The sequence below is a fragment of the Microbispora corallina genome, assembly GCF_016863035.1.
Taxonomy (GTDB): domain Bacteria; phylum Actinomycetota; class Actinomycetes; order Streptosporangiales; family Streptosporangiaceae; genus Microbispora; species Microbispora corallina.
The window spans coordinates 197,091-223,441 of sequence record NZ_BOOC01000003.1; the positions used below are offsets into that span (position 1 = coordinate 197,091).

Genomic DNA, 26,351 nt, shown 5'->3' on the forward strand with positions numbered 1-26,351 from the left:
GTCTCACAGGCGCGCCGGCGTGCCCGGCAGCCGGAACCGGAGCCGGTCGCCCGGCCGGAGCTGGGCCACCAGGGCCACGTCCGCGGACGCCACGACGGCGATCACGGGATAGCCGCCGGTGGGCGGGTGGTCGGCCAGGAACACGATCGGCCGGCCCCCCGGGGGCACCTGGACCGCGCCCAGCGGCATGCCCTCGCTGGGCAGCTCGCCGGGCCTGGCCCGCCTCAGCGGCGCCCCGCTCAGCCGCACCCCGACCCGGTTGCTCTCCGGCGTGACCTCGTACGGCCCGGCGCACAGGGCCCGCAGCGCGCCCGGCTCGAACCAGTCGTCGCGCGGGCCCGGCAGGACGCGCACGACGGGCGGCCGGGGGACCGGCGGCCGCGCCGCCTGGTCCACGATCGGAGCGGACGCGCCGGCGCGGCCCAGCGGCAGCACGGCGCCCGTCCGCAGCGGCGGCGGCCCGAGGCCCGACAGGGAGTCGGTGGACCGGCTGCCCAGCACGGCCGGGACGGCCACGCCCCCGCGCACCGCGACGTACGTCCGCAGGCCCTCCCGCGGCGTCCCCAGGCGAAGCTCCCCGCCCGGGGAGACCCAGACCGGGCAGTCCATGGCCGCCGGCCGCCCCGCCGCAGTGACCGGGCAGGCCGCGCCGGTGACGGCGACCCACGCGCCTTCAGGGAACGCCAGCGCCGTCCCCCCGAACGTCGCCTCGATGCCCGCCGCGCCCTCGGGGTTGCCGACCAGCCGGTTCGCCAGGCGCAGGCTCGGGGCGTCCGCCGCCCCGGAGCGGGGCACGCCGAGATGGGCGTATCCCGGTCTGCCGAGGTCCTGCACGGTCGCGTACGGCCCCGGGCTCACCACCTCGGCCCACCGCCGGGCAGCCGTCTCGTCCGGGGGCTCCCGCCGTCCCGTCACGCGCGGAACCGCACCCGCGTGCCCGGCGCCAGCGTCGCCGGGGGATCGGCGGTCACGTCCCAGACCCGCGCGTCCGTGCGGCCCAGCAGCCGCCAGCCGCCGGGCGACGCCGAGGGGTACACGGCCGAGTAGGGCCCCGCGATCGCCACCGAGCCCGGCGGCACCGCGGTGCGCGGCACCTCCAGCCGGGGCACGTGCAGCGCCGGGTCGAGCCCCACCAGGTAGGCGAACCCGGGGGCGAAGCCCAGCCAGCCCACCACGAACGGGGACGCCGCGTGCCGGGCGGCCACCTCGCCCGCCGTCATCCCGCTCAGCTCCGCGACGGCCTCCAGGTCCTCCCCGTCGTACACGACCGGGATCTCCACGGTCCCGCCCTCTCCTGCGGCCGGTACGGCCGGCTCCCCGGCCGTACGGAGGAGGCCGGCGAGCAGCGCCGCCAGCCGCGGCCGGTCGGCGCCGGGGGCCACCACCAGCACGGTTTCCGGGCCGGGGACGATCTCCTCCACCCCCGCCGGCGGGGCGGCCCGCAGCAGCGCGTCCAGCCGGTGCGCCGCCTCCAGCGAGCCGGTCTCCACCAGCAGCCCGTGTTCGCCCGCCGCCCGGATCGTCACGCGAACGGCTCCACCGAGACGCCCGCGTCGATCAGCGCCTTGCGCACCGCCGCCGCGATCCGCACCGCGCCGGGGGTGTCCCCGTGGACGCAGACCGACCGGGCGTCGACCCGCACCCGGGAGCCGTCGGCCGCCGTCACCACGCCCTCCCGCGCCATCAGGACGGCCCGGGCCGCCACCGTCTCCGGGTCGTGCAGGACCGCTCCCGGCTCCCGCCGCGGCACCAGGCCGCCGGACGGCGTGTAGGCGCGGTCGGCGAAGCACTCGCCCACGACGGGTACGCCGTACTGGGCGGCCACCTCGCGCACCGCCGACACCGGCAGCGTCAGCACCGGCAGCGGCCCGCCGCCCTCGGGCACCCGGTAGTCGGCGACCGCCGCCACCACCGCCTCGGCCTGCGCCGGGTCGCGGCAGATCCGGTTGTAGAGCGCGCCGTGCGGCTTCACGTACGCCACCCGGCCCCCCATCGACCGGGCGACGCCGTCCACCGCGGCGATCTGGTAGAGCACGTCGGAGCACAGCTCCTCCGGGTCCACCTCCATCTCGCGGCGGCCGAACCCCGCGAGGTCGCGGTAGGAGACCTGCGCCCCCACCGCCACGCCCCGGTCCACGGCCGCGGCGCACGTCCGCCGGATGATCAACGGATCGCCCGCGTGGAAGCCGCAGGCCACGTTGGCGCTGGTCACCAGGTCCAGCAGGGCCTCGTCGTCGCCGAGCCGCCAGATCCCGAAGCCCTCACCGAGATCCGCGTTCAGATCGATGACCACGGTCACCTCCGTGCCTCCTGCGCCACGCCCCTCGATTACATCCTGCCTCAGGGAGAGGGGACGATCACGCCGTTGCCGCAGGTGGGCGGTCAAATGGGAGGTTCGTCCGGGATGTCGGCGATGTCGTCGAGGGCGGCCGCCAGCTCGTCCGGGTGGTCGCCGATCCGCTCGGCGATCTCGATGAGCACGTGCAGCACGTCGTGCCGGTCGTGGCCGAGATCGGCGAGCCGCTGGGCGGCCTCCCACAGCTGCGGCGGGTCGCCCACCCACAGCCGGGAGGCGATCTCCTCGTGCCAGGCCAGGTGCTCCTCCAGGTCGGCCCGGCCCAGCTCGCCGGCGTGGTCGATCTCCAGCAGGATCCGCCGGTCGGCCTCGTCGGCCGGGTTCAGCAGGTCGAGGTTGGTCGAGCCGCGCATGCCCTGGAGCAGCGGGAACGCGAACGCCCGCCGCGCGAGCGCCGACAGGTCGCCGTCGGGCAGGAGCCGGTGCACCAGGGAGCGGTCCAGGCCGAAGGTCGTCGGGTCCCGGTACGCCTCGGTGAACCGGGCCGTCGCCTCCCAGACCGCGTCGAGCGTCGCCCGCACGCCCTGCTCCGGCAGCCCGATGCGGGGCCCGGCGAAGCGCACCCATGCCGAGAGCACGTGCGGCATCGCGTCCTGCTCGCCCGGCGACAGCAGTACCTTGCGCGGCAGCCAGTCGAGCAGGAACGTCTCGCACTTCGTGGGGCTGACCCGCATCGGGCGGTTGAAGTCCTGGTCGCAGCCGTAGTCGATGATGTGGTCGGTGCACCGGGAGGCGGCCGACGGGTCGGACAGGTTCTCCGCCGCGTCCGAGGCGAGGAACTCGGCGGCCAACATCGCTCTCCGGTCCCGGCTGTACGGCGCCTCCGTGTGGGCGGGGGCCGGCCGCATGCGCCCCGGGGGCAGCGCCTTGATCCTGGCCCGGGCGAACGCGTGGTAGGCGCTGTAGCTGTCGCTCACGAGCCTCGGGCCCTTGCGCACCGTGGCGGCCGCCCCCGTCGCCTTCATCGCGAACTCCAGCAGCGCCCGGGCCTGCTGGGGCTCGATGTCCTCGAACCGCAGCAGCGCGTTGGCCGCCGCCTCCAGCCTGGCCTGCTCCAGCAGCTTGTCGACCTGGGACGACACCCAGGCGTCGCGGGCCATCCCGCCCATGTTGTAGTCGACGACCACGACCAGGGCGTGGGTGTCCTCCCCGTTGTAGGCGAACGTGCACAACACGGTGTCCTGGTCGCCGTACACGTCCCTGGAGACGTAGCAGCCGGCGGGCTTGACCGCGCCGACCCGGTCGGCCCAGCGGGGCCGGGCCACGTCGGACTCCATGAGCGCCAGCGCCGCGCCCTCCGCCTTGGCGGCCTGCCGGGCCGTGCCGAGGTAGGCGACCGAGATCAGCAGGGTGAGCGCGGCCGGGGTGCCCGCCTTGGCGGCGTAGTCCACCAGCCCCTCGCCGAGGATCTGCTCGACGTCGCCGCCGCGCAGCCGCCGCCCCCACCAGGCGCCCAGCATGTCGGACACCATGAGCTCGGCGTCGAGGGGAGTGCGGACGGCGAGCAGTTCCCGGGCCGCCAGCAGCATCTCCGCGAACACGTCGTCCGGCGGCCTGGTCTCCCTGGGGTCTCGTCGGTGCCGACGGCTCACTCGATCTCGCTCCGGTCGTTCACGGACTCCACCCTCTCGCATTCCCGCGGGAAACTACATCAGGAACGCGGGCCGGTGACTTCCCCGTTATGTGGGCGCCCACGGCGATCACCGCGCTCACGTGCGGGAGCCGTCCGCGGCCTCCCCCCGGGGGAGACCGGCGGACGGGCGCGGGGCGCCGCGCGGCCGCCGGCGGGCGTCCGGCCGCGGACGCCCTGCCGTGCGGGCCGTGCGCGCGGCCCTCGGACGCGCGCCTCACACGCGGGACGGCGGGGCGGAGTTCACCAGCCCCAGGAGGTGCTCACGGGCCACGCGTTCGGCGATCTCGGGCGTGACGTCGAGCCCGAGGTGCTCGGCGCACGCCCACGCGTCCACGACGCAGCGGTCGACGGTGGTGAGGGGGACGGTCAGGAATTCCGCGGCCAGGCGGGCGATGACGCCTTCGAGGAGGGGGCGGAGCCCCGGCTCCGATGATGGGCCGCCACTGATTCGTGCTGCGAGTACGGGCATGGACTGCATTCCTCGCTGAATGGGGACCTGCCGCCCCTTATTCCACAACTTTCCGCCGTACTGTCAAGCCTTCCGGGCGTGTCCGCCGTACCGGCGTGCCAAGCTGGTCGCATGCGCACCCGGCTCGCCCAGGACCCCCAGGCCGACGAGCTGCTCGACCGCAGCCCGCTCGCGCTGCTGATCGGCATGCTGCTCGACCAGCAGATCCCCCTCGAGCGCGCCTTCGCCGGCCCCCGGACGATCGCCGACCGGCTGGGGCACGACCCGGACGCCCATGAGATCGCCTCCTTCGATCCCGCGGAGTTCGCGGCGCTGCTGTCGGCCAAACCCGCCGTCCACCGGTACCCGGGGTCCATGGCCGCCCGCGTCCAGACCCTCGCGGCCTATCTCGTCGAGCATTACGATGGCGCCGCAGAGAAGGTGTGGGAAGATGTCGGCGACGGTGCCGAGCTGCTGCGCCGGCTGATGGCCCTGCCGGGCTTCGGCAAGCAGAAGGCCCAGATCTTCCTGGCCCTGCTCGGCAAGCAACGCGGTGTGCGGCCGGCGGGGTGGCGCGAGGCGGCCGGGCCGTACGGCGAGGAGGGGGTGCACCGGTCGGTGGCCGACGTCGTGGACGCCGCGAGCCTCGAGCTGGTCCGCGCGACCAAGCAGGAAGCGAAGCGGGCGGCCAAGAAGTAGGCCGGATCTTCCTGCGCGAGGTGCCGGTCTTTTGACAGGATGCGTTGACCGCATGGCGGGCGGGGCTTCCGTCCGCGCATGCCGATCGCCGATGATGTAGGGCAGATCTGCACTACCAATCACAGTTATGGAGATGTGCCTCGTGGGAGACCCTGGCACGCGACGGAGGTGCCGACCATGAGCGCCGAAACCTCCGTGCCCCGTCCCCGGGAGTCCGGTTTGGACATCTCAGACTCCGACCTCTTCAGAGGCCTGATGTCGGAGGCTCCTTTCGCCTTCGCCTTCTTCGACCCGACGGGCAGGTTCGTCCGGGTCAACACGACCTTTACCGAGTTGACGGGCCACCCTGTCGAGCAGCATCTCGACCGGCTTCCCGCTGAGCTGCTGTCCGTCGACCTGACCGCGATCATCGACGCCGCCCTCCGCCGCATCGCCGAGGAGGGCCTTCCCGTCACCGACCAGCGTCTCCTCACGCGCGCCGAGAACGGGGACACCCGCCACTGGACCGTCTCGTTCTTCCCCATGCACGGCGACGGCGCCATGCTGGGCACGGCCCTGTTCGGCGTCGACCTGACCGAGCGCCAGACGAACGAGGAGGAGCTGCGGCGCAGCGAGGAGCGCTACCGCTCGCTGGTGGAGTCGCAGCAGCAGCTCGTGTGGATCACCCAGCCCAACGGCACGGTGGTCGAGGACGCCCCGCAGTGGCGGGCCATCACCGGTCAGGGCCTGGAGGAGTACCTCGCCCACGGCTGGCTGGACGCCGTCCACCCCGACGACCGGCCCGGCGCCGAGGAGGCGTGGCGGGAGGCCCTGCGCGGCCGCACCATGTTCGAGTGGAGCTACCGGGTGCGCACCCGGGCCAGCGGCTACCGGCACTTCGAGGTGCGGGCCGTCCCGATCATCAGGAACGGCCGCGTCGTGGAGTGGGTCGGCGCCAACACCGACGTCACGCCGCAGCGCGAGGCCGAGGAGATGCGGGGCCGCCTGACCGACCAGCTCGGCGCGGCCGCGCTGCGCACCGCCCGGCTCCAGGGCGCGACGGCCCAGCTCGCCGAGGCGCTCACGGTCGAGCAGGTCGTCCAGGTGATCATCGACGTCGGCCGCACGGCCCTGGCCGCCGACCACTCCGCGGTGGCCCTGCTCGACCCCGACCGGGCGACGCTGAAGGTCATCAACAGCGGCGGCATCCCGGACGCGCCGGGCGAGGAGATCGAGCTGTCGCACGCCAACGTGATGACCATGGCCGTCAACAGCCGGCGGCCGGTCTTCGCGGAGGCCCCGGCCAGCCTGCGGACGCTGCTGGTGGACGCCGGCGCCGAGGAGGATCACATCGGCGCCTTCCTCTCGCACACCGACGAGCGGGCCTGGGTCGGGCTGCCGCTGCTCGCGGCCGGGCGGGCCCTGGGTGCCCTGCGGTTCTCCTTCACCCGCACCCAGAAGATCTCCCAGGAGGACGGCGTCTTCCTGGAGGCCCTGGCCGGCCAGTGCGCGCTCGCCGTGGAGCGGGCGACGCTGTTCGAGCGCGAGCACCGCACCGCCGAGACGCTGCAGCGCAGCCTGCTGCCCGATCGGCTGCCGGTCGTGCGTGGCCTGGTGCTGTCCCAGCGGTTCCGCTCGGGCTCGCGGCACGTCCAGGTCGGCGGCGACTGGTACGACGCGTTCGTCCTGCAGGACGGCCGGGTCGCGGCGGTCGTCGGGGACGTCATGGGCAAGGGCGTCAAGGCGGCCGCGGGCATGGGCCGGATCCGCAACGCCATGCGGGCGCTCGCGCTGACCAACCCGCCCCCGGCGGCGGTCCTCACGGGCCTCGACCGGGTCTTCGAGGCGACCGAGGAGGAGGAGCAGGTCACGACCCTGGCGTACATGGTCGTGGAGCCCTCGACGGGGGAGGGGACGCTGGCCCTGGCCGGCCACCCGCCGCCGCTGCTGGTCTCCCCGCAGGGTGTCGGGCTGCTGCACGAGACCGAGCCCGGCACGCCGCTCGGCTGGGCCACCAGCCGCAAGCAGTTCCGCTTCTGCGTGCCGCCGGGCCACACGGCCGTCCTGTACTCGGACGGCCTCGTCGAGAACCGCAAGAGGGGGCTGGACGCCGGACTCAGGGAGCTTTCGTCCTCGGTGGCCGAGGCGCCCCCGGAAGTCGTGAGCAGCCCGCATATGCTGCTCGATTTCCTGGTGGACCGCATGTTGTCCGGGTATGAACAGGATGACGACGTAACGGTCCTGGCGGTTCACGTGCCGCCCACCACGAAGAGTGACTGAATGAAACAGTCATAACGGTTGCTTTCGGGTATCGGTGACCTCCTTCCGTACGCACTAGTGTCTCGGTCGGCCTAGGGTGGAGGAGCAACCGGCGGGACGCGGCCGTATCAGGTGCCGTGGCGTGCCACAATGGCATGTCGCGGTCCGCGCGACCACACCACCGGAAAAGAAGAAGCACCTGGGTCCATTCTCGCCATGCGTTCGTTCGAGAGGTGTTCGTGTCGCCTGCAAGTTCGACTCGCTCGAAGCCGTCGGAGCTGAACGAGCCAGTGATCCAGCAGCTCCTCGAGCGCGGCCGCTCGCAGGGCTTCCTCGAGTCTGAGGACGTCCGCAAGGCCTTCGAGGAAGCGGACATCCCGTTGTCGCAAGCCGCTGGATTCCTGCGCAGCCTCAGCAAGGAGGGTGTGACCGTCGTGGTGACCGCGGCGGACTCCGCGGCGGCGCCCAAGCGGTCTCGAGGTCAAGCCAAGCGCCGCACCCCCGCGCCCGTCAAGAAGTCCACGAAATCGGCCGCGGCGAAGGAGTCCCAGCCGGAGACCGTCACCGCCGTGGTGACCGACTCCGCGCCGGCCGCCAAGCCCGCCGTGAAGAAGGCCCCGGCCAAGCCGGCGCCCGCGAAGCCGGCTCCCGCCGCCAAGGCGCCCGCCAAGCCCGCGCCGCCCGCGAAGAAGGCCGCGCCCGACAAGGAGGCCCCGCAGGCTCCCGCCACGGGTCCCGAGCTCAAGGCCCCGAAGGCCGAGCCCCAGCCCAAGTCCGCCGTCGTCGGTGAGGACGACGAGGACATCGACCTCGACGGCGAGGTCGACATCGAGGACTTCGACCTCGAGGTCGAGGACGTCGAGATCGAGGCGGAGGTCGAGACCGAGGCCGACGCGGAGACCGAGACCGACGCGGAGACCGACGCCGACGAGCCCAAGCCCGAGGCCATCGCCCAGTCCGAGGACGAGGTGCTGATCCTCACCGACGACGACGACGACGCTCCCGTGGCCCAGGTGGCCGCGGCCGGCGCCACCGCCGACCCGGTGAAGGACTACCTCAAGCAGATCGGCAAGGTGCCCCTCCTCAACGCCGAGCAGGAGGTCGAGCTCGCCAAGCGGATCGAGGCCGGCCTGTTCGCCGAGGAGCAGCTCGCCACCGACGGCGAGAGCCTCCCCGTCGACGTCCGCGCCGAGCTGGAGTGGATCGCCGAGGACGGCCGCCGCGCCAAGAACCACCTGCTCGAGGCCAACCTCCGTCTGGTCGTCTCGCTGGCCAAGCGGTACACCGGCCGCGGGATGCTCTTCCTGGACCTGATCCAGGAGGGCAACCTGGGCCTGATCCGGGCGGTCGAGAAGTTCGACTACACCAAGGGCTACAAGTTCTCGACGTACGCCACCTGGTGGATCCGGCAGGCGATCACCCGGGCCATGGCCGACCAGGCGCGGACCATCCGCATCCCGGTCCACATGGTCGAGGTGATCAACAAGCTGGCCCGCGTCCAGCGGCAGATGCTGCAGGACCTCGGCCGCGAGCCCACGCCGGAGGAGCTGGCCCGCGAGCTGGACATGACCCCGGAGAAGGTCATCGAGGTCCAGAAGTACGGCCGCGAGCCGATCTCCCTCCACACGCCGCTGGGCGAGGAGGGCGACAGCGAGTTCGGCGACCTCATCGAGGACTCCGAGGCCATCGTCCCGGCCGACGCGGTCAGCTTCACGCTCCTGCAGGAGCAGCTCCACTCCGTTCTCGACACGCTGTCGGAGCGGGAGGCGGGCGTGGTGTCGATGCGGTTCGGCCTGACCGACGGCCAGCCGAAGACGCTCGACGAGATCGGCAAGGTCTACGGCGTCACGCGTGAGCGGATCCGCCAGATCGAGTCGAAGACCATGTCCAAGCTGCGCCACCCGTCGCGCTCGCAGGTCCTGCGCGACTACCTCGACTGACGGACCCGGGCGCGTGTCCCCTGGATCGTCCCGGCCCCGGCCGGCGTGATCCGCGGGACACCCCCGGGCTCGGCCGGGCGGCGACGGAGCCGTCCTCGCCGGAAACGCGGTTAACGTTCACGTAACATCCCGGTAGCGCCGTAGGCACGGTGACACTCCTAGGCTCGCGCCTCATGGGAGTGATCGAAGTGGATCGGGCGCGTGCTCGGGGGCCACGAGTGATCCCGGACCGCCCGTGGGCGGACACCATCCTCGATGCGGCGGTCGAGGCCGCCCATCGGGGTGATCTGGCGGCAGGGGCGTCGGCGCTCGTGGCGAGCCGGGGTGACCCGGAGGTCCGATCGCTCAGGGTGGAGGCGCTGTCGCGCGCCCTGATGGGGTCGAGCCGGGCCGTCGAGGCGCTCGTGGCCTACGACCAGGGCAACCCCGACCTGTGGCTCTGGCTGGGCCGGGCACGCCTGGAGGAGGCCTGGGAGCTCAAGCCGGACGTGCGGGCCCGGGCCGTTCAGGCCGACCGGCTGCGGATCTTCCACGGCGCGATGGAGCGCGCCCGCCAGCCGCTGCTCACGGCGGCCGCGCTGGCCCCCGGAGACCCGGTGCCGTGGGAGGGCCTGATGTGGCTGGCGCTGGGCCTGGACCGGCCGCGCGCCGACAAGGACTCCGTCTGGTACGAGTGCACCCGCCGCTGGTCCACGCTCTACCCGGCGGCCGTGGCCCGGATGATCACACTGTCGCCCGGCTGGGGCGGCACCGGGCAGGAGATGCTCGACTTCGCCCGGGCGGCCGCGTCCCGGGCGCCGGAGGGGAGCCCCCTGCCGGCCCTGGTGCCGCTGGCCCACTTCGAGAACGTCGCCTCCGATCGCACCCCGATGTCGCGGGGCGGCTGGTTCGCCTTCGACGTGCAGCGGGAGATCGTCGCCGCCGCCGGGCAGTGGTCCGAGCGCCGTCTGGGCGGCCCCCATCCCCGGTCGATCGAGGCGCACAACGCGTTCGGCGCCGCCTTCTACCTCGCCGACCTGCGCCGGCCGGCCCGGGGCCACCTCGCCAGGACGGCGGGCCGCTTCAGCCGCCTGCCCTGGTCGCACCTCGGCGATCCCGGCCAGCACTACCGCCGGGCGTGCGCCCGCCTGAACCTCGCCTCCGGCTGACCCGCCCCCGCGGCGCTCACTCCGTCACGATCACGTCGAGCGTCCGGGGGCCGCCGCGGGTCCGGCGGCCGCCCAGCTCCACCCGGTGACCCAGGTCCGCCAGCATCGCGGCCAGGTCCTCGGGCGTCTCCGGCCGGTCCGGGCTCTCGACCAGCGAACGGGCCACCGCGCCCCGGGTCGCCTTGGCCATGTGGCTGACGACGGTCCGGGTCCCGCCGGCCTCCCGGAGCACCCGTACCGCCACGGAACGCTCGCCCGGCTGCCAGGCGGCGGCGTAGGTCGCCGAGCGCATGTCGACGACGAGGCCCTTCACGGGCGCGAGCGCGGCGGTGATCGCGGGCCGCCAGAACGCGGCCAGGCCGCCCATGGGCGGCAGCCGTACGCCCATGGACAGCCGGTACGGCGGGACGCGGTCGGCGGGCCGCAGCAGCCCCCACAGGCCGGAGAAGATCACGATCCGCCGGTCGGCGCGGCGGCGGGCCTCGGGGGACAGCGTCCGCAACCCGAGGTTGTCGTAGAGGACGCCGGTGTACAGGTCGGCCACGCGGAGGGTCCGGGCCGCGGGCAGGGCGCGGTTGCGCTCGACCTCGCCGGCCTGCCCCTCCGTCAGGCCGAGCACGCCGGGCGCCTGCGGGGTGTGGCAGAGCGCGACGAGCGCGTCCAGGACCTTCTCGCGCGGGGAGTCGAGCTCGGGGAACCCGAGCCGCCGGACCGACGAGGTCCCCCGGGCGGCCTTCCCCTCGGACGGCGGCAGCAGGATGAGCACGACCACAGAGCCTATCGAGGCCGTCCGCCCGGTCAGCCCCGCTGCCCCGTGGTCGCGATGCCCTGGACGAAGTAGCGCTGCCCGACGAAGAAGATCGCGATCAGTGGGAGCGTGGTGATCACGCCGGCGGCCAGCACGATCTCCCACTTGGGATCCCCGCCCTGGTAGAACTGGTCGACGATCGCCTTGAGGCCCCGGGGGAGCGTGAACAGCTGCGGATCCTGCAGGTAGATCAGCGGCTTCATCAGGTCGAACCAGCTCGCCTTGAGCTCGAAGACGAAGGCGATGATCAGCGCGGGCCGCGCGAGCGGCAGCGCGATCCGCCAGAACAGGTCGAGGTAGGAGGCCCCGTCCACCCGGGCCGCCTCGAAGACGTACCGCGGGATGCCCAGGAAGAACTGGCGCAGCAGGAAGATGTAGAACGCCGAGCCGAACACGTTGCCCGCCCACAGCGGCACCTGGGTGCCGGTCAGCCCGACCGCGTTCCAGATCAGGTACGTCGGCACGAGCGTGACGGCGGCCGGGAGCATCATCGTGGCGAGCACGCTGCCGAACAGCACGCCCCGGCCCGGGAAGCGGAAGTACGCGAAGCCGAACGCCACGAACGCGCTCGACACGGTCACGGTCAGGGCCGCCATGAAACCGACGACGACCGTGTTGACCAGCCAGGCCGTCATCGGGGCGGCGTGCCACACGTCCACGTAGCTCTGCGGCGCGAACGGCCGGGGCCAGGGGAGGAACGGGTCGGCGAACGTCCGGTCCCGCGGCTTCAGCGAGGCCACGACCAGCCAGACGAACGGGTAGAGGAACACGGCCGACGCGGCGGCCAGCATGACGAGGAAGAACGCCCTGCGGGTGCCGGCGCCGCCGGGGCGGTCGTCACGCGCCACCGCGGCCGGGGAGGCCGGGCGGGCGAGCGGCCCCGCCGGGGCGGAGGTCCCCGCCGTGGTGCCGGTCATCGGGACTCCAGTTCCGTCGAGCCCTGCGGCTCGGCCTCGTAGTAGACGAAGCGGTTGCCCACCTTCACCTGGATGACGGTGATCACCAGGATGATCAGGAACAGCACCCAGGCGAGGGCCGAGGCGTACCCCATGTGCAGGAACTGGAAGCCCTGCTGGAACAGGTACACGACGTAGAACAGGGCCGCGTCGCCGTAGGAGTGCTGGGCCGACTGGTTGCCGAAGAACATGGTGTAGACCTGGTCGAACATCTGCACCGACGAGATCGTGTTGATGATCACCACGAAGAACAGGGCTGAACTGATCATGGGCACGGTCACCGAGCGGAACCGCTGCCACGCCCCGGCGCCGTCGATCATGGCGGCCTCGTGGAGTTCGCGCGGCACGTTCCGCAGGGCGGCGAACAGGATGATCGTGGTGGAGCCCAGGTTCCACAGCGACATGAGCACGATGCCGGGCTTGACCCAGGCCGGGTCGGTCGTCCACTGCGGCCCGTCGATCCCGAACAGGCCGAGGAACTGGTTGACCAGCCCCGCCTGGCCGTTCAGCAGGAACAGGAACAGCACGCCCACCGCGACGTACGGCGTCATCGACGGCAGGTAGAAGACCGTGCGGAAGACGCCCGCCGCCCGGCCGGTGACGCGGTTGAGCATGAGCGCGAGCGCCAGCGCGATCACCGCGGCCAGCGGCACGTGCAGGACCGTGTAGAACGCCGTGTTGGCGATGGCCCTGGCGACCTTGGGGTCCTGCGCCATCTGTGCGTAGTTGCCGAGGCCCACGAACTTCGGCGGCGAGATCAGGTCGTAGTCGGTGAGCGACAGCACGAGGCTGGCGACCATGGGACCGGCCTGGAAGAGGACCAGGCCGATCAGCCACGGGAGCAGGAAGACGTACGCCCAGCGGGTCTCCGGGCGGCCGGACAGGCGGCGTGCCATGGCTCAGCCCGCCGCCTGGATGGCTCTGGTGGCCTCCTGCTGCGCCTGGGCGAGCGCCGCCCGCGCGTCCTGGCGGCCCTGCATGACCCGCGTCGCCGCGTCCAGCCACGCCGTCCGGAACTCCGACGCCGCGCCCGACTGGGGGACGACGAAGCCCTTGTCCTGGACGGCCAGGATGGTCTTGGTGGCCTCGTCGTACGGCCTGTGGCCGCTCGGCTTCACGACCTGGGAGAAGATCGCCTGGTCGGCCTTGGCGTTCGCGGTGAACGTGCCCGGGTACGCCTTGCCCTCCTGGGCCCGCTTGGCGGCCCTGGCCCTGGCCGCGGCGGTCCACGTGTCGGCCGACGTCATCGTCTTGATCCACTGGCAGGCGACGTCGGGGTGCTTGGCGCCCTTGGGGATGACCCAGGCGTTGCCGCCGGCGTAGTTGACGGGCCGGCCCTGCCGGTCCTTGAACGGCAGCACGGTGATCTCGGCGTCCGGCGAGGTGCCCGCCATCGAGGTGACCAGGAACTGCTCGGTCAGCATCATGCCGATCTGGTCCTCGGTGATCGGGTTCTTGTCGCCGAAGTAGTCGAAGGTGTCGGTGAACGCCTTGAGCCTCGTCCAGCCGCCCTGGTCCTTGAGCAGGCGGTTGGCGTAGTCGAGCGCCTCCACCACCTTGGGGTCGTCGAGATGGGCCGTCTTCCCGTCGGGCGACAGCAGGTCGGCGCCGTTGGCCTTGGCCCACAGGGGGAGGAACTCGGGCAGCTTGGGGTAGAAGCCGAAGCGCTGGATCTTGCCGCCGGAGACCTTGTTCATCTTCTTGGCCAGGGCGGCCAGGCCGTCCCAGTCGGAGGTGTCGATGCTCGCGGGGTCGACGCCGGCCTCCTTGGCGGCCTTGTCGTTCACCAGCAGGATGATCGAGGTGTAGAACTCCGGCACGCCGTACCATTTGCGGCCGAACTTCACCTGCTGCTGGGCCGCGGGATAGAAGTCGGACATGGGGATGTTCTGCCGGGCGACGCAGTCGTCCAACGACTGGATGGCCCCCCGGGCGGCGTAGGTGCCGATGATGTCGCGGCCCAGGTACACCACGTCCGGCGGGTTGCCGCTGGCCACCGACGACAGGAACGCCTGCTCGTCGAACTGGCCCTGGTTGATCGTGAGCTTCACCTCCGGGTGGGCCTTCTTGAAGGCGTCCACACGGGTCGTGGCGATCTCGTCGGGTAGTCCGAAGCCCATGGTGGTCAGGGCGGCGGAGCCGCCGCCCTGGGACGTGGCGTTCTTGGAGCCCACGCCGCCGCACGCCGCGAGGGCGAGGCCGCCTGCCAGGACGACGATGCCGGTACGGCTCCTGGGTGACAAGGACACCGCCGCTCCTTAGGGGTCAGGAGAGTGGGACGGCGGCCAACTGCCCCTGTAACGAGTCCTAAACCCAGCAGTGCAGGTCAGCTACGCTGCCGGGGTGCGTCCTGAAACATCACCGTTCGACCGGCTTGTCGGTGAGGCGTGGCCGGCCCCGGGCCGGGTGGAGGCGGGCGGCTGGGTCTACCGGCACGCGGGCGGGGTGACCAAGCGGGCCAACTCGGTGTTGCCGCTGGGGACGCCCGGCGACCTGGGCCGGGCCGTCGACGAGGCCGAGGAGTTCTACGCCTCACTGGGGCTGCCGTGCGTGTTCTCGATCGGCCCGCGGGCCCCCGAGGGCCTGGACGGCGAGCTGGAACGGCGGGGGTACGGCCTGGTGGACCCCACGCTCGTCATGACGGCCCCGATACCGGAGAGCACGCGCGGCGGGGCGGGCACGCGGGTAGGAGACGCCCCCGACGAGCGGTGGCTGCGCGTGTGGTGGTCGGTGGACGGGGGCCGGCACCCGGAGACGGACGGAGTCCCGGCGCGGGAATGGGCCGCGCGCATCCTCACCGGGGTGCCCGCCGGCTACGCCCTCCTGCCGGGAGACCGGGGCGACGCGGTGGGCCGGGCCGTCCCGCAGGGGGAGTGGCTCGGCGTGTACTGCATGGCGGTGGAGCCGCCCGCCAGGCGCGCGGGCCTGGGCGCGGCCGTGCTGCGCGCCCTCCTGGACTGGGGGCGCGAGCGGGGTGCCGCCCGGGCGTACCTGCTGGTGACGGAGGCCAACGCGGCGGCCCGCGCGCTCTACGAGCGGGCGGGGTTCGCCGTCGCCGGCCGCTACCACTACAGGGTGGCCCGGGTACGGCGACGGCGCGCCGGGTGATCAGCTCACCCGGGCACGCCGTCTATGGTCAGCGTTCGTCTTCTGGGGCGGACGCGGGGGATTCACTGAGTCGGGCCGACTCGTCCTGGATCTCAGCACCTTTGTCGCGCAGCACAGCCACGTGCTGACGCCCGTGGTGGGCGCAGAACAGCAACTCCCCACCCACGGGCAGGGTCGCGCGGATGTAGGCCTGAGCACCGCACCGGTCACACCGGTCCAGGGCCGTCAGCGGCTTGATGGGGGCGAGAGCTCCAGTCACGTATCGCCTTTCGGGTCGCCCCACGACGTGGGGACGTTGGCGTCAGTCACTTGGGACAACATCTAACCGGATGGGGGGCTTCCCAATCATGCTGCGACTACGCCGAGAGCAGAATGATCCGGAAAGTGACGCGGATCACAGCGGTTTGGGCGCGTGGAGAGCTGTGCCTGGCAAGCTTGTACGCGTACAAACGTGGGAGTGGCGATAGGCTGCGTACGCGTGTTCGATTGACAAGTGGGAGCTCGGAGTGACGGCGGTTCGCGCGGAGACGGGGTACACGGCCCGGCATCTTTCGGTGCTGGAGGGCCTCGAGGCCGTCCGCAAGCGTCCGGGGATGTACATCGGCTCCACCGACACCCGTGGCCTCATGCACTGCCTCTGGGAGATCGTGGACAACTCGGTCGACGAGGCCCTGGCGGGCTACTGCACCCGCATCGAGGTGGAGCTGCACGCCGACGGGTCCATCGAGGTCCGCGACGACGGGCGCGGCATCCCCGTGGACGTCGAGCCCAAGACCGGCCTCCCCGGCGTCGAGCTCGTGTACACCAAGCTCCACGCGGGCGGGAAGTTCGGCGGCGGCTCGTACGGCGCCTCCGGCGGCCTCCACGGCGTCGGCGCCTCGGTCGTGAACGCGCTGTCGTCCCGGCTCGACGTGGAGGTCGACCGCGACGGCCAGGTCCACCAGATCAGCTTCCGCCGGGGCGTGCCCGGCGTGTTCGAGGGCGACGGCCCCACGGCCAGGTTCCGCAAGAAGTCGGGCCTGCGCGACGGCGGCAGGGCCGGGCGCCACGTCACCGGCACCCGGGTCCGCTTCTGGGCCGACCGGCAGATCTTCCTCCCGGAGGCCGAGGTCTCGCTCGACGAGATCCACGTCCGGCTGCGGCAGACGGCCTTCCTGGTCCCCGGGCTGACCCTGCTCGTCCGCGACAGCCGGGGCGAGGAGACGTCCGAGGAGACCTTCCGCTTCGACGGCGGCATCAGCGAGTTCACCGAGTTCCTCGCCCGCGACGAGGCCGTCTGCGACGTGCTGAGGCTCCAGGGCGAGGGTCACTTCCACGAGACCGTCCCGGTGCTCGACGAGCAGGGCCACATGACGCCCACCGAGATCGAGCGGGAGCTCACGGTCGACGTCGCCATCCGCTGGGGCAAGGGCTACGAGACGACCGTCCGCTCGTTCGTCAACGTGATCGCCACGCCCAAGGGCGGCACCCACGTGGCGGGCTTCGAGCGAGCGCTGGTCCGCACGGTCAACGAGCAGCTCAGGGAGACCCGCCTGCTCAAGAACGGCGACGAGCCGGTCACCAAGGAGGACATCCTCGAAGGCCTCACGGCCGTCGTGACCGTGCGGGTGCCCGAGCCGCAGTTCGAGGGCCAGACCAAGGAGGTCCTCGGCACCGCCGCGGCCAGCCGCATCGTCGCCCACGTGGTCGGGCGGGAGCTCAAGGGCCTGTTCGCCAACCCGAAGCGCGGCCAGAAGCAGCAGCTGCGGGCCGTCCTGGAGAAGGTCGTCGCGGCGGCCAAGGCGCGCATCGCCGCCCGTGAGCACCGCGACAACCAGCGGCGCAAGTCGGCGCTGGAGAACTCGGCGCTCCCGGCCAAGCTCGTCGACTGCCGCAGCGACGACGTCGACCGCAGCGAGCTGTTCATCGTGGAGGGCGACTCGGCCCTCGGCACGGCCAAGCTGGCCCGCGACTCGGAGTTCCAGGCCCTCCTGCCGATCCGGGGCAAGATCCTCAACGTGCAGAAGGCGTCCGTCGCCGACATGCTGAAGAACGCCGAGTGCGCCGCGATCATCCAGGTCGTGGGCGCGGGCTCGGGCCGGTCGTTCGACCTCGAGGCGGCCCGGTACGGCAAGATCATCTTAATGGCCGACGCCGACGTCGACGGGGCGCACATCCGCTGCCTGCTGCTGACGCTCTTCCACCGGTACATGAAGCCGATGGTCGAGGCCGGACGGGTGTTCGCGGCGGTCCCCCCGCTGCACCGCATCGAGATCACCAACCCCGGGCGGGGCCAGGACAAGTACGTCTACACCTACTCCGACGCCGAGCTGCACAAGGTCCTGCGCGACCTGGAGCGGCGCGGCAAGCGCTGGAAGGACCCCGTCCAGCGCTACAAGGGCCTCGGCGAGATGGACGCCGACCAGCTGGCCGAGACGACCATGGACCCCCGCCACCGCGTGCTGCGGCGGGTGCGGATCGAGGACGTCGAGTCGGCCGAGCGCATCTTCGACCTGCTGATGGGCAGCGACGTCGCCCCCCGGCGCGAGTTCATCGTCGGCAGCGCCGCCGAGGTCGACCGCGACCACATCGACGCCTGAGTCCTCCCGGCAGGCGGCCGCGCAGGCCGTCCCCGAGACCGGCGCGCCGCCGAGGCGTCCCGGATACTCGTCGGGCGGCCGTCAAGGGGTGAGCAGCCGGCGCGGGCCGGGGCCCTCCTGGCCCAGCCGGTCGTACGGGTTCGCCAGGGCGCAGCGCTGCAGGGACAGGCAGCCGCAGCCGATGCAGTCGGTCAGGTCGTCCCGGAGCCGTTCGAGCTGCCGGATCCGGCTGTTCAGGTCCTCCCGCCACGACAGCGACACCCGCGCCCAGTCCTCCCGCGTCGGGGTGCGCTCCTCGGGGAGGAGGGCGAGGGCCTCGCGGATCCGCGCGAGCGGGATGCCGACCCGCTGCGAGACCCGGACGAAGGCGACGCGGCGGAGCGTGTCGCGGGTGTAGCGGCGCTGGTTGCCCGCCGTCCTGCGGCTCTGGATGAGCCCCTGCCGCTCGTAGAACCGCAGGGTCGAGGTCGGCACCCCGCTCCGCTCCGCCAGCTCCCCGACCGTGAGCTCGCGCCCCCTGCCCGGCGTCCGATCCACGGCCCCAGGCTAACCGACTTCACCCTTGGTTGAAGTTCGGGCCCGGGTCACCGTGAGGCGAGGCTCCAGACGCGCACGGACTCGTCCCTGCCGCCGCTGACGGCCACCGGTCCGCCGGGCAGCAGCCCGAACGCCACCGACCAGACGATGTCGGTGTGGCCCAGGAACGGCGCGCCCAAGGGCCGGCGGGCGCGCAGGTCCCACACGCGCACGGTCCTGTCCTCGCCGCCGGTCACGGCGACCGGGTCGCCGCCCAGGCTCCCGAGCGAGACCGACCAGACGGGCGCGGTATGCCCGGTGAGCGGCTCGCCCGCCCGCCGGTGCCCGGCGAGGTCCCACACGCGGGCGGTGTGGTGTCGTCGCTGCCCGTGAGGGCGATGGGCGTCCCGTTCAGGGCGCCGACGGCGACCGACCGGACGTCGTTGCCGTGCCCGGTGAGCTGCGGGTGGACGGCCGTCCCGAACGGCGGCAGGGGGGCGGTGGTGGCCGTGGCGTCGGCGGTCCTCCCGGTATGAGTGGGGGCCGAGGCCGTGCTGCTCGCGCTCGCGCCGCCGCGGTCGCCGGAGCCCCGCTCGCCGGGACCGCCCAAGAAGGAGGGCACGAGCACGAAGGCGGCCGCCGCCGACGCGAGGACGGCCAGCCCCGCCGCGAGCGCGACGCGCCGCCCGCGGGCGCCGGACATGGCAGGCGCGTCCGCACCCGGTGAGGGGGCGGTGGCCGGGGCACCCGCCTGTCCCGGCGAGGCGGGGCTGCCCGAGGCCCCGCCGGGAGCGGTGGGCGGGGATGCGGGCGACCCCGGCAGGGGCGGGGTCCGCGGCGCCACCGGCGTCCCGGACGGCCCGGGCGAGGGCTCGGGACGGGGCTCGCGCTCGCCCGTGAGCGACCGGTACAGCTCGGCGGCGGAGGGGCGCAGGCCCGGGTCCTTGTCCAGGCAGCGCGCCAGCAGGGGCGCGAGCGCGGCCGGGACGGCCGTGAGGTCGGGCTCGCGGTGCAGGATGGCGTGGAGCACGGCCGGGACGGTGTCGCCGGGGAAGGCCCGCCTGCCGGTGGCGGCGTAGACGATCGTGGCGGCCCAGCCGAAGACGTCCGCGGGCGGCCCGGTCGCGGCCCCGGCGATCTGCTCGGCGCCAGGTAGCCGGGAGTCCCGATGGAGCCGGGCCGGGTGACCGTGTGGTCGCCCGCCCGGGAGATGCCGAAGTCGATGACGACCGGCCCCTCGGGGCCGAGGATCACGTTGCCGGGCTTGAGGTCGCGGTGCACGATGCCGGCCCGGTGGATCGCGGCGAGCGCGCTCGCGGTGGTCACGGCGATCCGCTCCAGGCCGCTTCCCGTCCGCGGGCCCGACTCCCTGACCACCTGCTCCAGGGACGGCCCGGGGACGTACTCGCTCACGATGTACGGCCGGTCGCCGTGGAGCCCGGAGTCGAGTACGTGAGCGGTGCAGAACGGCGCGACACTACGGGCGATGTCGGCCTCGCGCAGGAAGCGCCTCCGGGCGTCGCCGTCCTCGGCCGTCACGGCGCCCCGGGCGACCCGGTCAGGCCTTGACCTCCCGGAGGCGGCCGGTCTCGACCTCGTACACGAATCCGCGCACCGCGTCCTTGTGCGGGATGAACGGGTCGGCCTTGATCCGGTTGAGCGACTGGACGACGTCCTCGTCGAGGTCGGGGAACGCCTCGGCCGCCCAGTCGGGCCGGATTCCCACCTCGGCCTCGATGTCCCGCTTGAACCCGTCGTCGGTGAAGGTGAGCATCCCGCAGTCGGTGTGGTGGATCAGGACGATCTCGCGGGTGCCCAGCAGCCGCTGGCTGATCGCGAGGCTGCGCCGGGCGTCGGCCGTCACCACCCCGCCCGCGTTGCGGATGATGTGCGCGTCGCCCTCAGACAGGCCCAGCAGCCCGTACGGGTTCAGGCGGGCGTCCATGCAGGCGAGGATCGCCACGCCCGCGGCCGGCGGCAGCGGCAGGTGGCCCTTGTCGAAGCCGGCGGCGTACTGCTCCGCTGCGGCGATGAGCCGATCGGTGACGCTCATGCGTGCCCTCCTGGGTCCGGGACGGTTCCCGCCCACCTTCACCCCTTATCCCTACCAAGTCAATGGGTAAGGTGACGCGAGGTCACCTCGCGGTCACCGGACAGGAGGACGGGCCGGGCCACCGACGGGCCGCTGGCCGGCCGGGGAATGGCCGGACCGCGGCGTCGCCGGCAGGCGGACTCAGAGCTCGACGGGCGGCTGGAGCCGTCCCGTGTGGACGTCGTAGAGGGCCCCGCCCACCACGAGGTCGTCGGGCAGGTAGGGGCTCGCCTTGATGCGGGTCAGGTCGTGCCTGAGCGCCTCGTGCTGGTCGGGGACGGTCTTGAACTCCAGGCTGCGCGTGTCCACGCCGTACTCGGACGAGATCAGGTCGTGGACCTGCTCGTCGGTCGACTTGGCCATGCGGCAGTCGGTGTGCGGCATCACCAGGACCCGGTTCACGCCGAGCAGGTAGACGGCCAGGACGAGCGTGCGCAGCACGTCGTCGGTCACCCGCGCTCCCGCGTTGCGCAGGATCTTGGCGTCGCCGGCCTGCAGTCCCAGCAGCCCCAGCGGATCGATGCGGGAGTCCATGCAGGTCACCACGGCGAGCCCCTTGAGGGCCCGCCCGGTGAGGTCGGAGTGGGAGAAGTCGCTCGCGTACTTCTCGTTCGCGGCCAACAGGTCATCGAAAGCACCGGACATGTCATAGATGCTGCCCGATGCCGGTTTCCCCGCCCAGGAGCGGGGTGCCTTCTTCTCGTGAGGTGTGACAACGCCAGGGTTCTGGGCACGGGGGAGAGCGCCGCACTGAGCGGTAACACCGGTATATGGTTTTCACTGGTGTCTCGACGAGGAGGTGTCGCATGAGCGGGATCGCGCGGATGCGATCGGTGGTGCTGGACTGTCCGGACCCCCGCGCGCTGGCGGACTTCTACTCGGCCGTGGTCGGCTGGGAGATCGCGTACGCGGACGACGAGTGGGTAACGCTGTCCGACGGCGGCGAGGTGCGCCTGTGCTTCCAGCTCGCCCCCGACCACCGGCCGCCCATCTGGCCCGGCTCCGAGCGCCCTCAGCAGTTCCACCTCGACCTCCTGGTGGACGACCTGGACAAGGCGGAGGCCGCCGTGCTGGAGCTCGGGGCGGTCAAGCACGACCACCAGCCCAGCACCGAGGGCGGCTTCCGCGTCTACCTCGACCCCGCCGGGCACCCGTTCTGCCTCTGCGCGGCGGACGGCGAGGACTGACGGCCGGCGCGCGGGTACGACCAGGGGTGCGGGCGGTCGCACCCGTGCCGGAGCGGGCGAGGGTGCCGGCCGGCGTGGCCGACGTCCGCTTCGGCTGATCACGGGGGCAGCGATGCCGGAGGAATCGCCCGACCCGCGCCCGACGCTGGTCACCGGCGCCGCCGGGGGGACCGGCGGCGTCGGCCGCGCGGTCGCCGGGAACCTGCTGGCCCTGGGGCTGCCGGTGCGCGCCCTCGTCCACCGGGACGACGAGCGGGCCCGGTCCCTCGGGGACGCGGGAGCCGAGGTGGTCGTCGGGGACCTGACGCGGGCTGCGGACGTCGCGGACGCGCTCGACGGATGCCGCCGGGTGTACTTCGCGATGAGCGTGTCGTCGCGCTACCTGGAGGCCACGGCCGTCGCCGCGGCCGCCGCCCGGGAGCACGGCCGGCTCGAGATCTTCGTGAACATGTCTCAGATGACCGTCTCGCAGATGGACCTGCGCAGCACCGCCGAGTCCGGCCAGCAGCGGCTGCACTGGCTGGGGGAGCAGGTGCTGAACTGGTCGGGGCTGCCGGTGGCGCACCTCAGGCCCACCGTGTTCATGGAGAACCCGCTGTTCGCCCTCCTGGCCGCGGCGTCCATCCGCGAGCGCGGCGAGATCCGGCTGCCGTTCGGGGCGGGCCGCACCTCGCCGATCGCGGCGCGGGACGTCGCCGACGTGGTGACGGCCGTCCTGCTGGACCCGGCCGCCCACGTGGGGTCCGTCCACGAGCTCACCGGCGGCGCCTCACGGGACCTCGCCGCCGTCGCCGCCGAGTTCGGCGCGGCGCTCGGACGGCCGGTCGCCTACGTGGACGTCCCGTTCGACGAGTGGGTGGAGCGCGACCTCCGCCCGCTCGGCCTTCCGGAGCACCTGACCGGCCACCTGGCCACGATGGCGCGCCTCCACCGGCTCGACCGGTACGACCGCGTGACGCACGAGGTGGAGGACATCCTCGGACGGCCGCCGTCGACCATCAGGGACTTCGTCGCCGCCAACCCGGTGCTGTTCGCCTGACCGGAGGTCAACCCGGCGCTGTTCGCCTGACCGCCGGTCAGAACGCCGGCTCCTCGCCGCCGGTGTCCCCGGCCGTGGCCATCCCCGCCGCCATGGCGTCGTCGTCCGGCTCGGCCGGGCCGGCGCCGAGGGCGCCGCCGATCGCGGCGACCGTGTGGACGAGGCGGACGCCCGAGCCGTCGCGCCGCCCCAGCTCCTCCGGCAGCGGCACCGGCTTGCCCGTGGACGTGACGGCCTTCTCGGGGGCCGGGCCCGCCCAGGCGAGCAGCAGCACGTCCTCGCCCTTGAGGAAGCGCTGGGCGCGCACGCCGCCCGTCGCCCGGCCCTTGGCCGGGAAGTCCGCGTAGTCGGAGACCTTGCCGGCGCCCATCTGCGTGCCCGGCAGGGCCGTCGAGGAGCCCGCGATCGTCACCACCCGGGCCTCCCGCGAGGGATCCACCACGCCGAACCAGACGACCCGCGCCGCGCCGTCGAGCCGCACGCCCGCCATGCCGCCCGCGGGCCGCCCCTGCGGCCGTACGGACGAGGCGGGGAAGCGCAGGAGCTGTGCGTCGGAGGTGATGAAGACCAGGTCGTGGTCGACGGAGGTCAGCTCCACCGCCCCGACCACCGTGTCGCCGTCGCGCAGGCCGACGACCTCGAACTCGTCGCGGTTCACGGGGTATTCGGGGACGACGCGCTTGACCACGCCCTGCGCCGTCCCGAGGGCGATGCCCGGTCCGTCGGGGTCGAGCGAGCCGAGCCCGACGACCTTCTCGTCCGGCTCGATCGCCACGTACTCCGAGACGGGGTGGCCGCCCGCAAGGGACGGCGGGTTGGCCGAGGGCGGCAGCGCAGGCAGGTCGAGCACCGAGACGCGGATCATCCGGCCCTTGGACGTGACCACGCCGACCTCGCCGCGGACGGTCGAGCGCACCACCGACACCAGCACGTCGTGGGCGGCCCGCTCGCCCTCGCCCGAGATCGGCGAGGCGTCGGTCGTCCGGGCCAGCAGGCCGGTCGACGACAGCAGGACCAGGCAGGGGTCGTCGGCCACCTCCAGCGGCACCACGGCCGTCCGGGCCGCGTCGGACGACTCCAGCAGCACGGTGCGCCGGGGCGTGCCGTAGGTCTTGGCGACGTCGGCCAGCTCCGCCGACACCACGCCGCGGAGCCGCTCCTCCGAGGAGAGGATCCCGGTCAGCTCGGCGATGTCGGCCTGCAGCGACTCCTTCTCGCGGTCGAGCTCGAGCTTGTCGTACCGGGTGAGGCGGCGCAGCGGGGTGTCGAGGATGTAGCCGGCCTGGATCTCGCTCAGCTCGAAGGTCTCCATCAGGCGGGTCCGCGCCTGGCCCGAGTCGTCCGAGGAACGGATCACCTGGATGACCTGGTCGATGTTGAGCAGCGCGACGATGAGGCCGTCGACGAGGTGGAGCCGCTCCTCGCGCTTGCGCAGCCGGTAGGCCGAGCGCCTGCGGACGACGTCGATCCGGTGGTCGACGTAGACCGTCAGCAGGTCGCGCAGGCCCAGTGTGCGCGGCTGGCCGTCGACCAGCGCCACGTTGTTGATGCCGAAGGTCTCCTCCATCGGGGTGAGCCGGTAGAGCTCCTCCAGCACGGCCTCCGGGTTGAAGCCGTTCTTGATCTCGATGACCAGCCGCAGGCCCTTGTGGCGGTCGGTCAGGTCCTTGAGGTCGGAGATGCCGGTCAGCTTCTTGGCGTTCACCAGCTCCTTGATCTTGGTGACCACGCGCTCGGGGCCGACGTTGAAGGGAAGCTCGGTGACCACGATGCCCTTGCGGCGCGGCGTCACGTGCTCGATGGTGGCCTTGGCCCGCATGCGGAAGGTGCCGCGGCCGGTCTCGTACGCGTCGCGGACGCCGCCCAGGCCGATGATCGAGCCGCCGGTCGGCAGGTCGGGTCCGGGGACGAAGCGCATCAGCTCATCGAGCGTCGCGTCGGGCCGCTTGATGAGGTGGCGGGCCGCGGCGACGACCTCCGCGAGGTTGTGGGGGGCCATGTTGGTGGCCATGCCGACCGCGATCCCGGAGGCGCCGTTGACCAGCAGGTTGGGGAACGCCGACGGCATGACCGACGGCTCGGTCTCCTGGCCGTCGTAGTTGGGCTTGAAGTCGACCGTCTCCTCGTCGATCGACTGCACCATGAGCATCGCGGCCGGGCCCAGGCGGGCCTCGGTGTACCGCATGGCCGCGGGGGAGTCGTCCGGCGAGCCGAAGTTGCCGTGCCCGTCGACCAGCGGCAGCCGCATGGAGAACGGCTGGGCCAGCCGCACGAGCGCGTCGTAGATCGCGGTGTCGCCGTGCGGGTGCAGCTTGCCCATGACGTCGCCGACGACGCGGGAGGACTTGACGTGCCCCCTGTCGGGACGCAGGCCCATCTCGCTCATCGAGTAGAGGATGCGTCGCTGGACGGGCTTGAGCCCGTCGCGGGCGTCGGGGAGCGCCCGCTGGTAGATCACCGAATACGCGTACTCGAGGTAGCTGGCGCGCATCTCCGCGGAGACGTCGATGTCGACGATCCGCTCCTCGAAGTCCTCGTCCGGCGGGGGTGTCGTCGTGCGTCGGGCCATATCGAACATTGTGCCGATGAGTGGGCGTGGTCGCGACTCGCCCGTCATTACCGCCCGGTTTCACCGCCCTTGTCGTATGGCCTCCCGCTCCGCGCCGACGTCTCGCGACGCGCCGGGCCGGCGTGAATCTTTCATCGCCGCGCACGCCGGCGCCGGCCGTCGTCCCAGCGTGAGGGGCACGGCCGCGTCCGGGTCGGCGGCCCGGTCCGGTGAACCGGCGGGAAATCTTGACGCACTCCGCGCACGCACGCATAGTGAGGGCCGTCGCGGCGCCTCGTCATCCACGGGGGCCGCATCCGCATCTCCTGGCCGGCCCGTGGGTTGTTAGCGCTAACACCGCCCAGGCGTGAGCGCCACCTGACCGGGCGCTCACTTCGCGGACGCCTCCCTGACCGGGCGCCCGCAGCGGGAGCCGCCCCCGGACACCCGGGGGCGGCTCCTCGCCGTTCCACGGAAGGTCAGGCGCGCGGCCCGGCGCCGGGCCAGGGGCCGGGGGTCGCCCCCTCGTCCTCGTCGCCGGGGACGTTGAGCCTCTCGTCGTACACCCGGAAGCCCCTGGCCTTGTAGTTGGCGAGGGCGGCGGGGCCGTCGAGCGAACAGGTGTGGACGTGCACTCGGCGGGTGGGCTCCAGCGAGGACCAGCGCTCGGCCAGGTCCCAGGCGCGGGAGGCCCCCATATGAAGCAGGTGTCCGCCCAGCCCCCGCCCGATGGCGTACGGCAGCAGCCCGAAGCAGGTGATCTCGACCTCGCCCGGCCCGGTCGCGCCCAGTTCGACGAACCCGGCGGGCGTGCCGCGGACCCAGGCCACCCAGGTCTCCGTGCCGGCGCGGCCGAGCCAGTCCATCCACTCCCGCCAGGTCCAGGGGAGGCGGGTCGTCCACTGCCAGTCGCCGCCGACGGCCGTGTAGAGGAACCGGCTGAACTCGGGGCTGGGCACGCCGGCGCGGACGACCTCGGAAGGCTCGGCCGGGGGGCGGCCGGGCCGCAGGTCGTCGGGGCTCGTCTGTTCGAGATACCACGTGGTCACGTCCATA

General features: G+C 72.9%; 25 protein-coding genes and 1 pseudogene. 8 read left to right on the plus strand and 18 right to left on the minus strand.

Going from position 1 to position 26,351, the window contains the following annotated elements:
* Positions 1–3 precede the first annotated feature (3 nt).
* The 5 genes from Mco01_RS04985 to Mco01_RS05005 form a co-directional block, all read right to left on the minus strand.
* Positions 4–915 carry a 5-oxoprolinase subunit C family protein gene (locus tag Mco01_RS04985; RefSeq protein ID WP_204055704.1) on the minus strand — a complete coding sequence of 304 codons (912 nt, stop codon included), beginning with the start codon at positions 913–915 and terminating at the stop codon, positions 4–6.
* On the minus strand, positions 912–1,526 hold the full coding sequence (locus Mco01_RS04990) for a 5-oxoprolinase subunit B family protein (protein WP_204055705.1): 615 nt from the start codon (positions 1,524–1,526) through the stop codon (positions 912–914). The genes Mco01_RS04985 and Mco01_RS04990 overlap by 4 nt, the downstream gene beginning before the upstream one ends.
* Positions 1,523–2,293, minus strand: coding sequence for a LamB/YcsF family protein (locus Mco01_RS04995; protein ID WP_204056098.1), 771 nt, complete (start codon positions 2,291–2,293; stop codon positions 1,523–1,525). The genes Mco01_RS04990 and Mco01_RS04995 overlap by 4 nt, the downstream gene beginning before the upstream one ends.
* A gap of 89 nt (positions 2,294–2,382) precedes the next feature.
* Entirely contained in the window at positions 2,383–3,885 is a 1,503-nt protein-coding gene (locus Mco01_RS05000; RefSeq protein ID WP_036331006.1) for a hypothetical protein, read from the minus strand.
* Between the two features lie 318 nt (positions 3,886–4,203).
* Entirely contained in the window at positions 4,204–4,458 is a 255-nt protein-coding gene (locus Mco01_RS05005; protein WP_204055706.1) for a hypothetical protein, read from the minus strand.
* A gap of 111 nt (positions 4,459–4,569) precedes the next feature.
* Here Mco01_RS05005 and Mco01_RS05010 point away from each other — a divergent pair, with 111 nt between their 5' ends.
* The 4 genes from Mco01_RS05010 (at position 4,570) to Mco01_RS05025 (ending at position 10,462) form a co-directional block, all read left to right on the plus strand.
* Positions 4,570–5,136, plus strand: coding sequence for an HhH-GPD-type base excision DNA repair protein (locus tag Mco01_RS05010; protein WP_036330549.1), 567 nt, complete (start codon positions 4,570–4,572; stop codon positions 5,134–5,136).
* Between the two features lie 177 nt (positions 5,137–5,313).
* The gene (locus tag Mco01_RS05015) at positions 5,314–7,395 is read left to right on the plus strand and encodes a SpoIIE family protein phosphatase (RefSeq protein WP_204055707.1); all 2,082 of its coding nucleotides are present in this window, start codon (positions 5,314–5,316) and stop codon (positions 7,393–7,395) included.
* A gap of 218 nt (positions 7,396–7,613) precedes the next feature.
* Complete coding sequence (locus Mco01_RS05020) at positions 7,614–9,314, plus strand: RNA polymerase sigma factor (RefSeq protein ID WP_239103346.1); 1,701 nt, start codon at positions 7,614–7,616, stop codon at positions 9,312–9,314.
* A gap of 218 nt (positions 9,315–9,532) precedes the next feature.
* Entirely contained in the window at positions 9,533–10,462 is a 930-nt protein-coding gene (locus Mco01_RS05025) for a hypothetical protein (protein WP_239103347.1), read from the plus strand.
* A gap of 16 nt (positions 10,463–10,478) precedes the next feature.
* On the opposite strand, the gene Mco01_RS05030 is transcribed toward Mco01_RS05025, so the two are convergent.
* From Mco01_RS05030 to Mco01_RS05045, 4 genes are read right to left on the minus strand one after another with little or no spacing between them, the layout of a single operon-like run.
* The gene (locus Mco01_RS05030; RefSeq protein WP_204055710.1) at positions 10,479–11,228 is read right to left on the minus strand and encodes a YaaA family protein; all 750 of its coding nucleotides are present in this window, start codon (positions 11,226–11,228) and stop codon (positions 10,479–10,481) included.
* Positions 11,229–11,260: 32 nt separating this feature from the next.
* A complete protein-coding gene (locus tag Mco01_RS05035; protein WP_204055711.1) occupies positions 11,261–12,187 on the minus strand; it encodes a carbohydrate ABC transporter permease in 927 nt (308 codons plus the stop codon).
* Positions 12,184–13,122, minus strand: coding sequence for a carbohydrate ABC transporter permease (locus tag Mco01_RS05040; RefSeq protein ID WP_204055712.1), 939 nt, complete (start codon positions 13,120–13,122; stop codon positions 12,184–12,186). The genes Mco01_RS05035 and Mco01_RS05040 overlap by 4 nt, the downstream gene beginning before the upstream one ends.
* A gap of 3 nt (positions 13,123–13,125) precedes the next feature.
* A complete protein-coding gene (locus Mco01_RS05045) occupies positions 13,126–14,475 on the minus strand; it encodes an ABC transporter substrate-binding protein (protein WP_204055713.1) in 1,350 nt (449 codons plus the stop codon).
* A 94-nt stretch (positions 14,476–14,569) separates the two neighbouring features.
* On the opposite strand from Mco01_RS05045, the gene Mco01_RS05050 reads away from it, so the two are divergent.
* Positions 14,570–15,334: a GNAT family N-acetyltransferase gene (locus tag Mco01_RS05050; protein WP_204055714.1), complete on the plus strand. Its 765-nt coding sequence runs from the start codon at positions 14,570–14,572 to the stop codon at positions 15,332–15,334.
* Between the two features lie 28 nt (positions 15,335–15,362).
* Here Mco01_RS05050 and Mco01_RS38935 read toward each other — a convergent pair whose 3' ends face one another.
* The gene (locus Mco01_RS38935; protein WP_036330539.1) at positions 15,363–15,593 is read right to left on the minus strand and encodes a DUF7455 domain-containing protein; all 231 of its coding nucleotides are present in this window, start codon (positions 15,591–15,593) and stop codon (positions 15,363–15,365) included.
* A gap of 247 nt (positions 15,594–15,840) precedes the next feature.
* Here Mco01_RS38935 and Mco01_RS05055 point away from each other — a divergent pair, with 247 nt between their 5' ends.
* Complete coding sequence (locus tag Mco01_RS05055) at positions 15,841–17,913, plus strand: DNA gyrase/topoisomerase IV subunit B (protein WP_204055715.1); 2,073 nt, start codon at positions 15,841–15,843, stop codon at positions 17,911–17,913.
* Between the two features lie 81 nt (positions 17,914–17,994).
* Here Mco01_RS05055 and soxR read toward each other — a convergent pair whose 3' ends face one another.
* From soxR to Mco01_RS05080, 6 genes and pseudogenes are all read right to left on the minus strand, one after another.
* Positions 17,995–18,450, minus strand: a complete 456-nt coding sequence (gene soxR / locus Mco01_RS05060; protein ID WP_204055716.1) for a redox-sensitive transcriptional activator SoxR — start codon at positions 18,448–18,450, stop codon at positions 17,995–17,997.
* A gap of 47 nt (positions 18,451–18,497) precedes the next feature.
* Complete coding sequence (locus Mco01_RS40120) at positions 18,498–18,791, minus strand: WD40 repeat domain-containing protein (RefSeq protein ID WP_204055717.1); 294 nt, start codon at positions 18,789–18,791, stop codon at positions 18,498–18,500.
* Entirely contained in the window at positions 18,683–19,459 is a 777-nt protein-coding gene (locus Mco01_RS38945; protein WP_239103349.1) for a serine/threonine-protein kinase, read from the minus strand. The genes Mco01_RS40120 and Mco01_RS38945 overlap by 109 nt, the downstream gene beginning before the upstream one ends.
* Positions 19,460–19,632: 173 nt before the next feature.
* Positions 19,633–19,968: pseudogene (locus Mco01_RS40125) on the minus strand (protein kinase domain-containing protein); the annotation flags it as partial.
* A gap of 19 nt (positions 19,969–19,987) precedes the next feature.
* Positions 19,988–20,482 carry a beta-class carbonic anhydrase gene (locus tag Mco01_RS05075; RefSeq protein ID WP_036330531.1) on the minus strand — a complete coding sequence of 165 codons (495 nt, stop codon included), beginning with the start codon at positions 20,480–20,482 and terminating at the stop codon, positions 19,988–19,990.
* Between the two features lie 180 nt (positions 20,483–20,662).
* The gene (locus Mco01_RS05080) at positions 20,663–21,166 is read right to left on the minus strand and encodes a beta-class carbonic anhydrase (protein ID WP_204055718.1); all 504 of its coding nucleotides are present in this window, start codon (positions 21,164–21,166) and stop codon (positions 20,663–20,665) included.
* A gap of 161 nt (positions 21,167–21,327) precedes the next feature.
* Here Mco01_RS05080 and Mco01_RS05085 point away from each other — a divergent pair, with 161 nt between their 5' ends.
* Both Mco01_RS05085 and Mco01_RS05090 read left to right on the plus strand, forming a co-directional pair.
* Positions 21,328–21,708: a VOC family protein gene (locus tag Mco01_RS05085; RefSeq protein WP_204055719.1), complete on the plus strand. Its 381-nt coding sequence runs from the start codon at positions 21,328–21,330 to the stop codon at positions 21,706–21,708.
* A 112-nt stretch (positions 21,709–21,820) separates the two neighbouring features.
* Positions 21,821–22,747 (plus strand): NAD(P)H-binding protein, encoded by a 927-nt coding sequence (locus Mco01_RS05090; RefSeq protein WP_204055720.1) that lies wholly within the window; start codon positions 21,821–21,823, stop codon positions 22,745–22,747.
* A gap of 37 nt (positions 22,748–22,784) precedes the next feature.
* Here the strand turns inward: Mco01_RS05090 and Mco01_RS05095 are convergent, their stop codons facing one another.
* Together Mco01_RS05095 and Mco01_RS05100 are read right to left on the minus strand one after the other, a co-directional pair.
* A complete protein-coding gene (locus tag Mco01_RS05095; protein ID WP_204055721.1) occupies positions 22,785–25,316 on the minus strand; it encodes a DNA gyrase/topoisomerase IV subunit A in 2,532 nt (843 codons plus the stop codon).
* 458 nt (positions 25,317–25,774) lie between these two features.
* On the minus strand, positions 25,775–26,350 hold the full coding sequence (locus Mco01_RS05100; RefSeq protein WP_204055722.1) for a GNAT family N-acetyltransferase: 576 nt from the start codon (positions 26,348–26,350) through the stop codon (positions 25,775–25,777).
* Between the last annotated feature and the right edge of the window lies 1 nt (position 26,351).

Excerpts from the sequence above, each read along its gene's own strand:
- Mco01_RS05000 (WP_036331006.1), bottom strand. The coding sequence starts at position 3,885 with ATGCTGCTGGCGGCCCGGGAACTGCTCGCCGTCCGCACTCCCCTCGAC.
- Mco01_RS05005 (WP_204055706.1), bottom strand. The coding sequence starts at position 4,458 with ATGCCCGTACTCGCAGCACGAATCAGTGGCGGCCCATCATCGGAGCCG.
- Mco01_RS05010 (WP_036330549.1), top strand. The coding sequence starts at position 4,570 with ATGCGCACCCGGCTCGCCCAGGACCCCCAGGCCGACGAGCTGCTCGAC.
- Mco01_RS05015 (WP_204055707.1), top strand. The coding sequence starts at position 5,314 with ATGAGCGCCGAAACCTCCGTGCCCCGTCCCCGGGAGTCCGGTTTGGAC.
- Mco01_RS05035 (WP_204055711.1), bottom strand. The coding sequence starts at position 12,187 with ATGACCGGCACCACGGCGGGGACCTCCGCCCCGGCGGGGCCGCTCGCC.
- Mco01_RS05040 (WP_204055712.1), bottom strand. The coding sequence starts at position 13,122 with ATGGCACGCCGCCTGTCCGGCCGCCCGGAGACCCGCTGGGCGTACGTC.
- Mco01_RS05075 (WP_036330531.1), bottom strand. The coding sequence starts at position 20,482 with ATGAGCGTCACCGATCGGCTCATCGCCGCAGCGGAGCAGTACGCCGCC.
- Mco01_RS05080 (WP_204055718.1), bottom strand. The coding sequence starts at position 21,166 with ATGTCCGGTGCTTTCGATGACCTGTTGGCCGCGAACGAGAAGTACGCG.
- Mco01_RS05085 (WP_204055719.1), top strand. The coding sequence starts at position 21,328 with ATGAGCGGGATCGCGCGGATGCGATCGGTGGTGCTGGACTGTCCGGAC.
- Mco01_RS05090 (WP_204055720.1), top strand. The coding sequence starts at position 21,821 with ATGCCGGAGGAATCGCCCGACCCGCGCCCGACGCTGGTCACCGGCGCC.
- Mco01_RS05095 (WP_204055721.1), bottom strand. The coding sequence starts at position 25,316 with ATGGCCCGACGCACGACGACACCCCCGCCGGACGAGGACTTCGAGGAG.
- Mco01_RS05100 (WP_204055722.1), bottom strand. The coding sequence starts at position 26,350 with ATGGACGTGACCACGTGGTATCTCGAACAGACGAGCCCCGACGACCTG.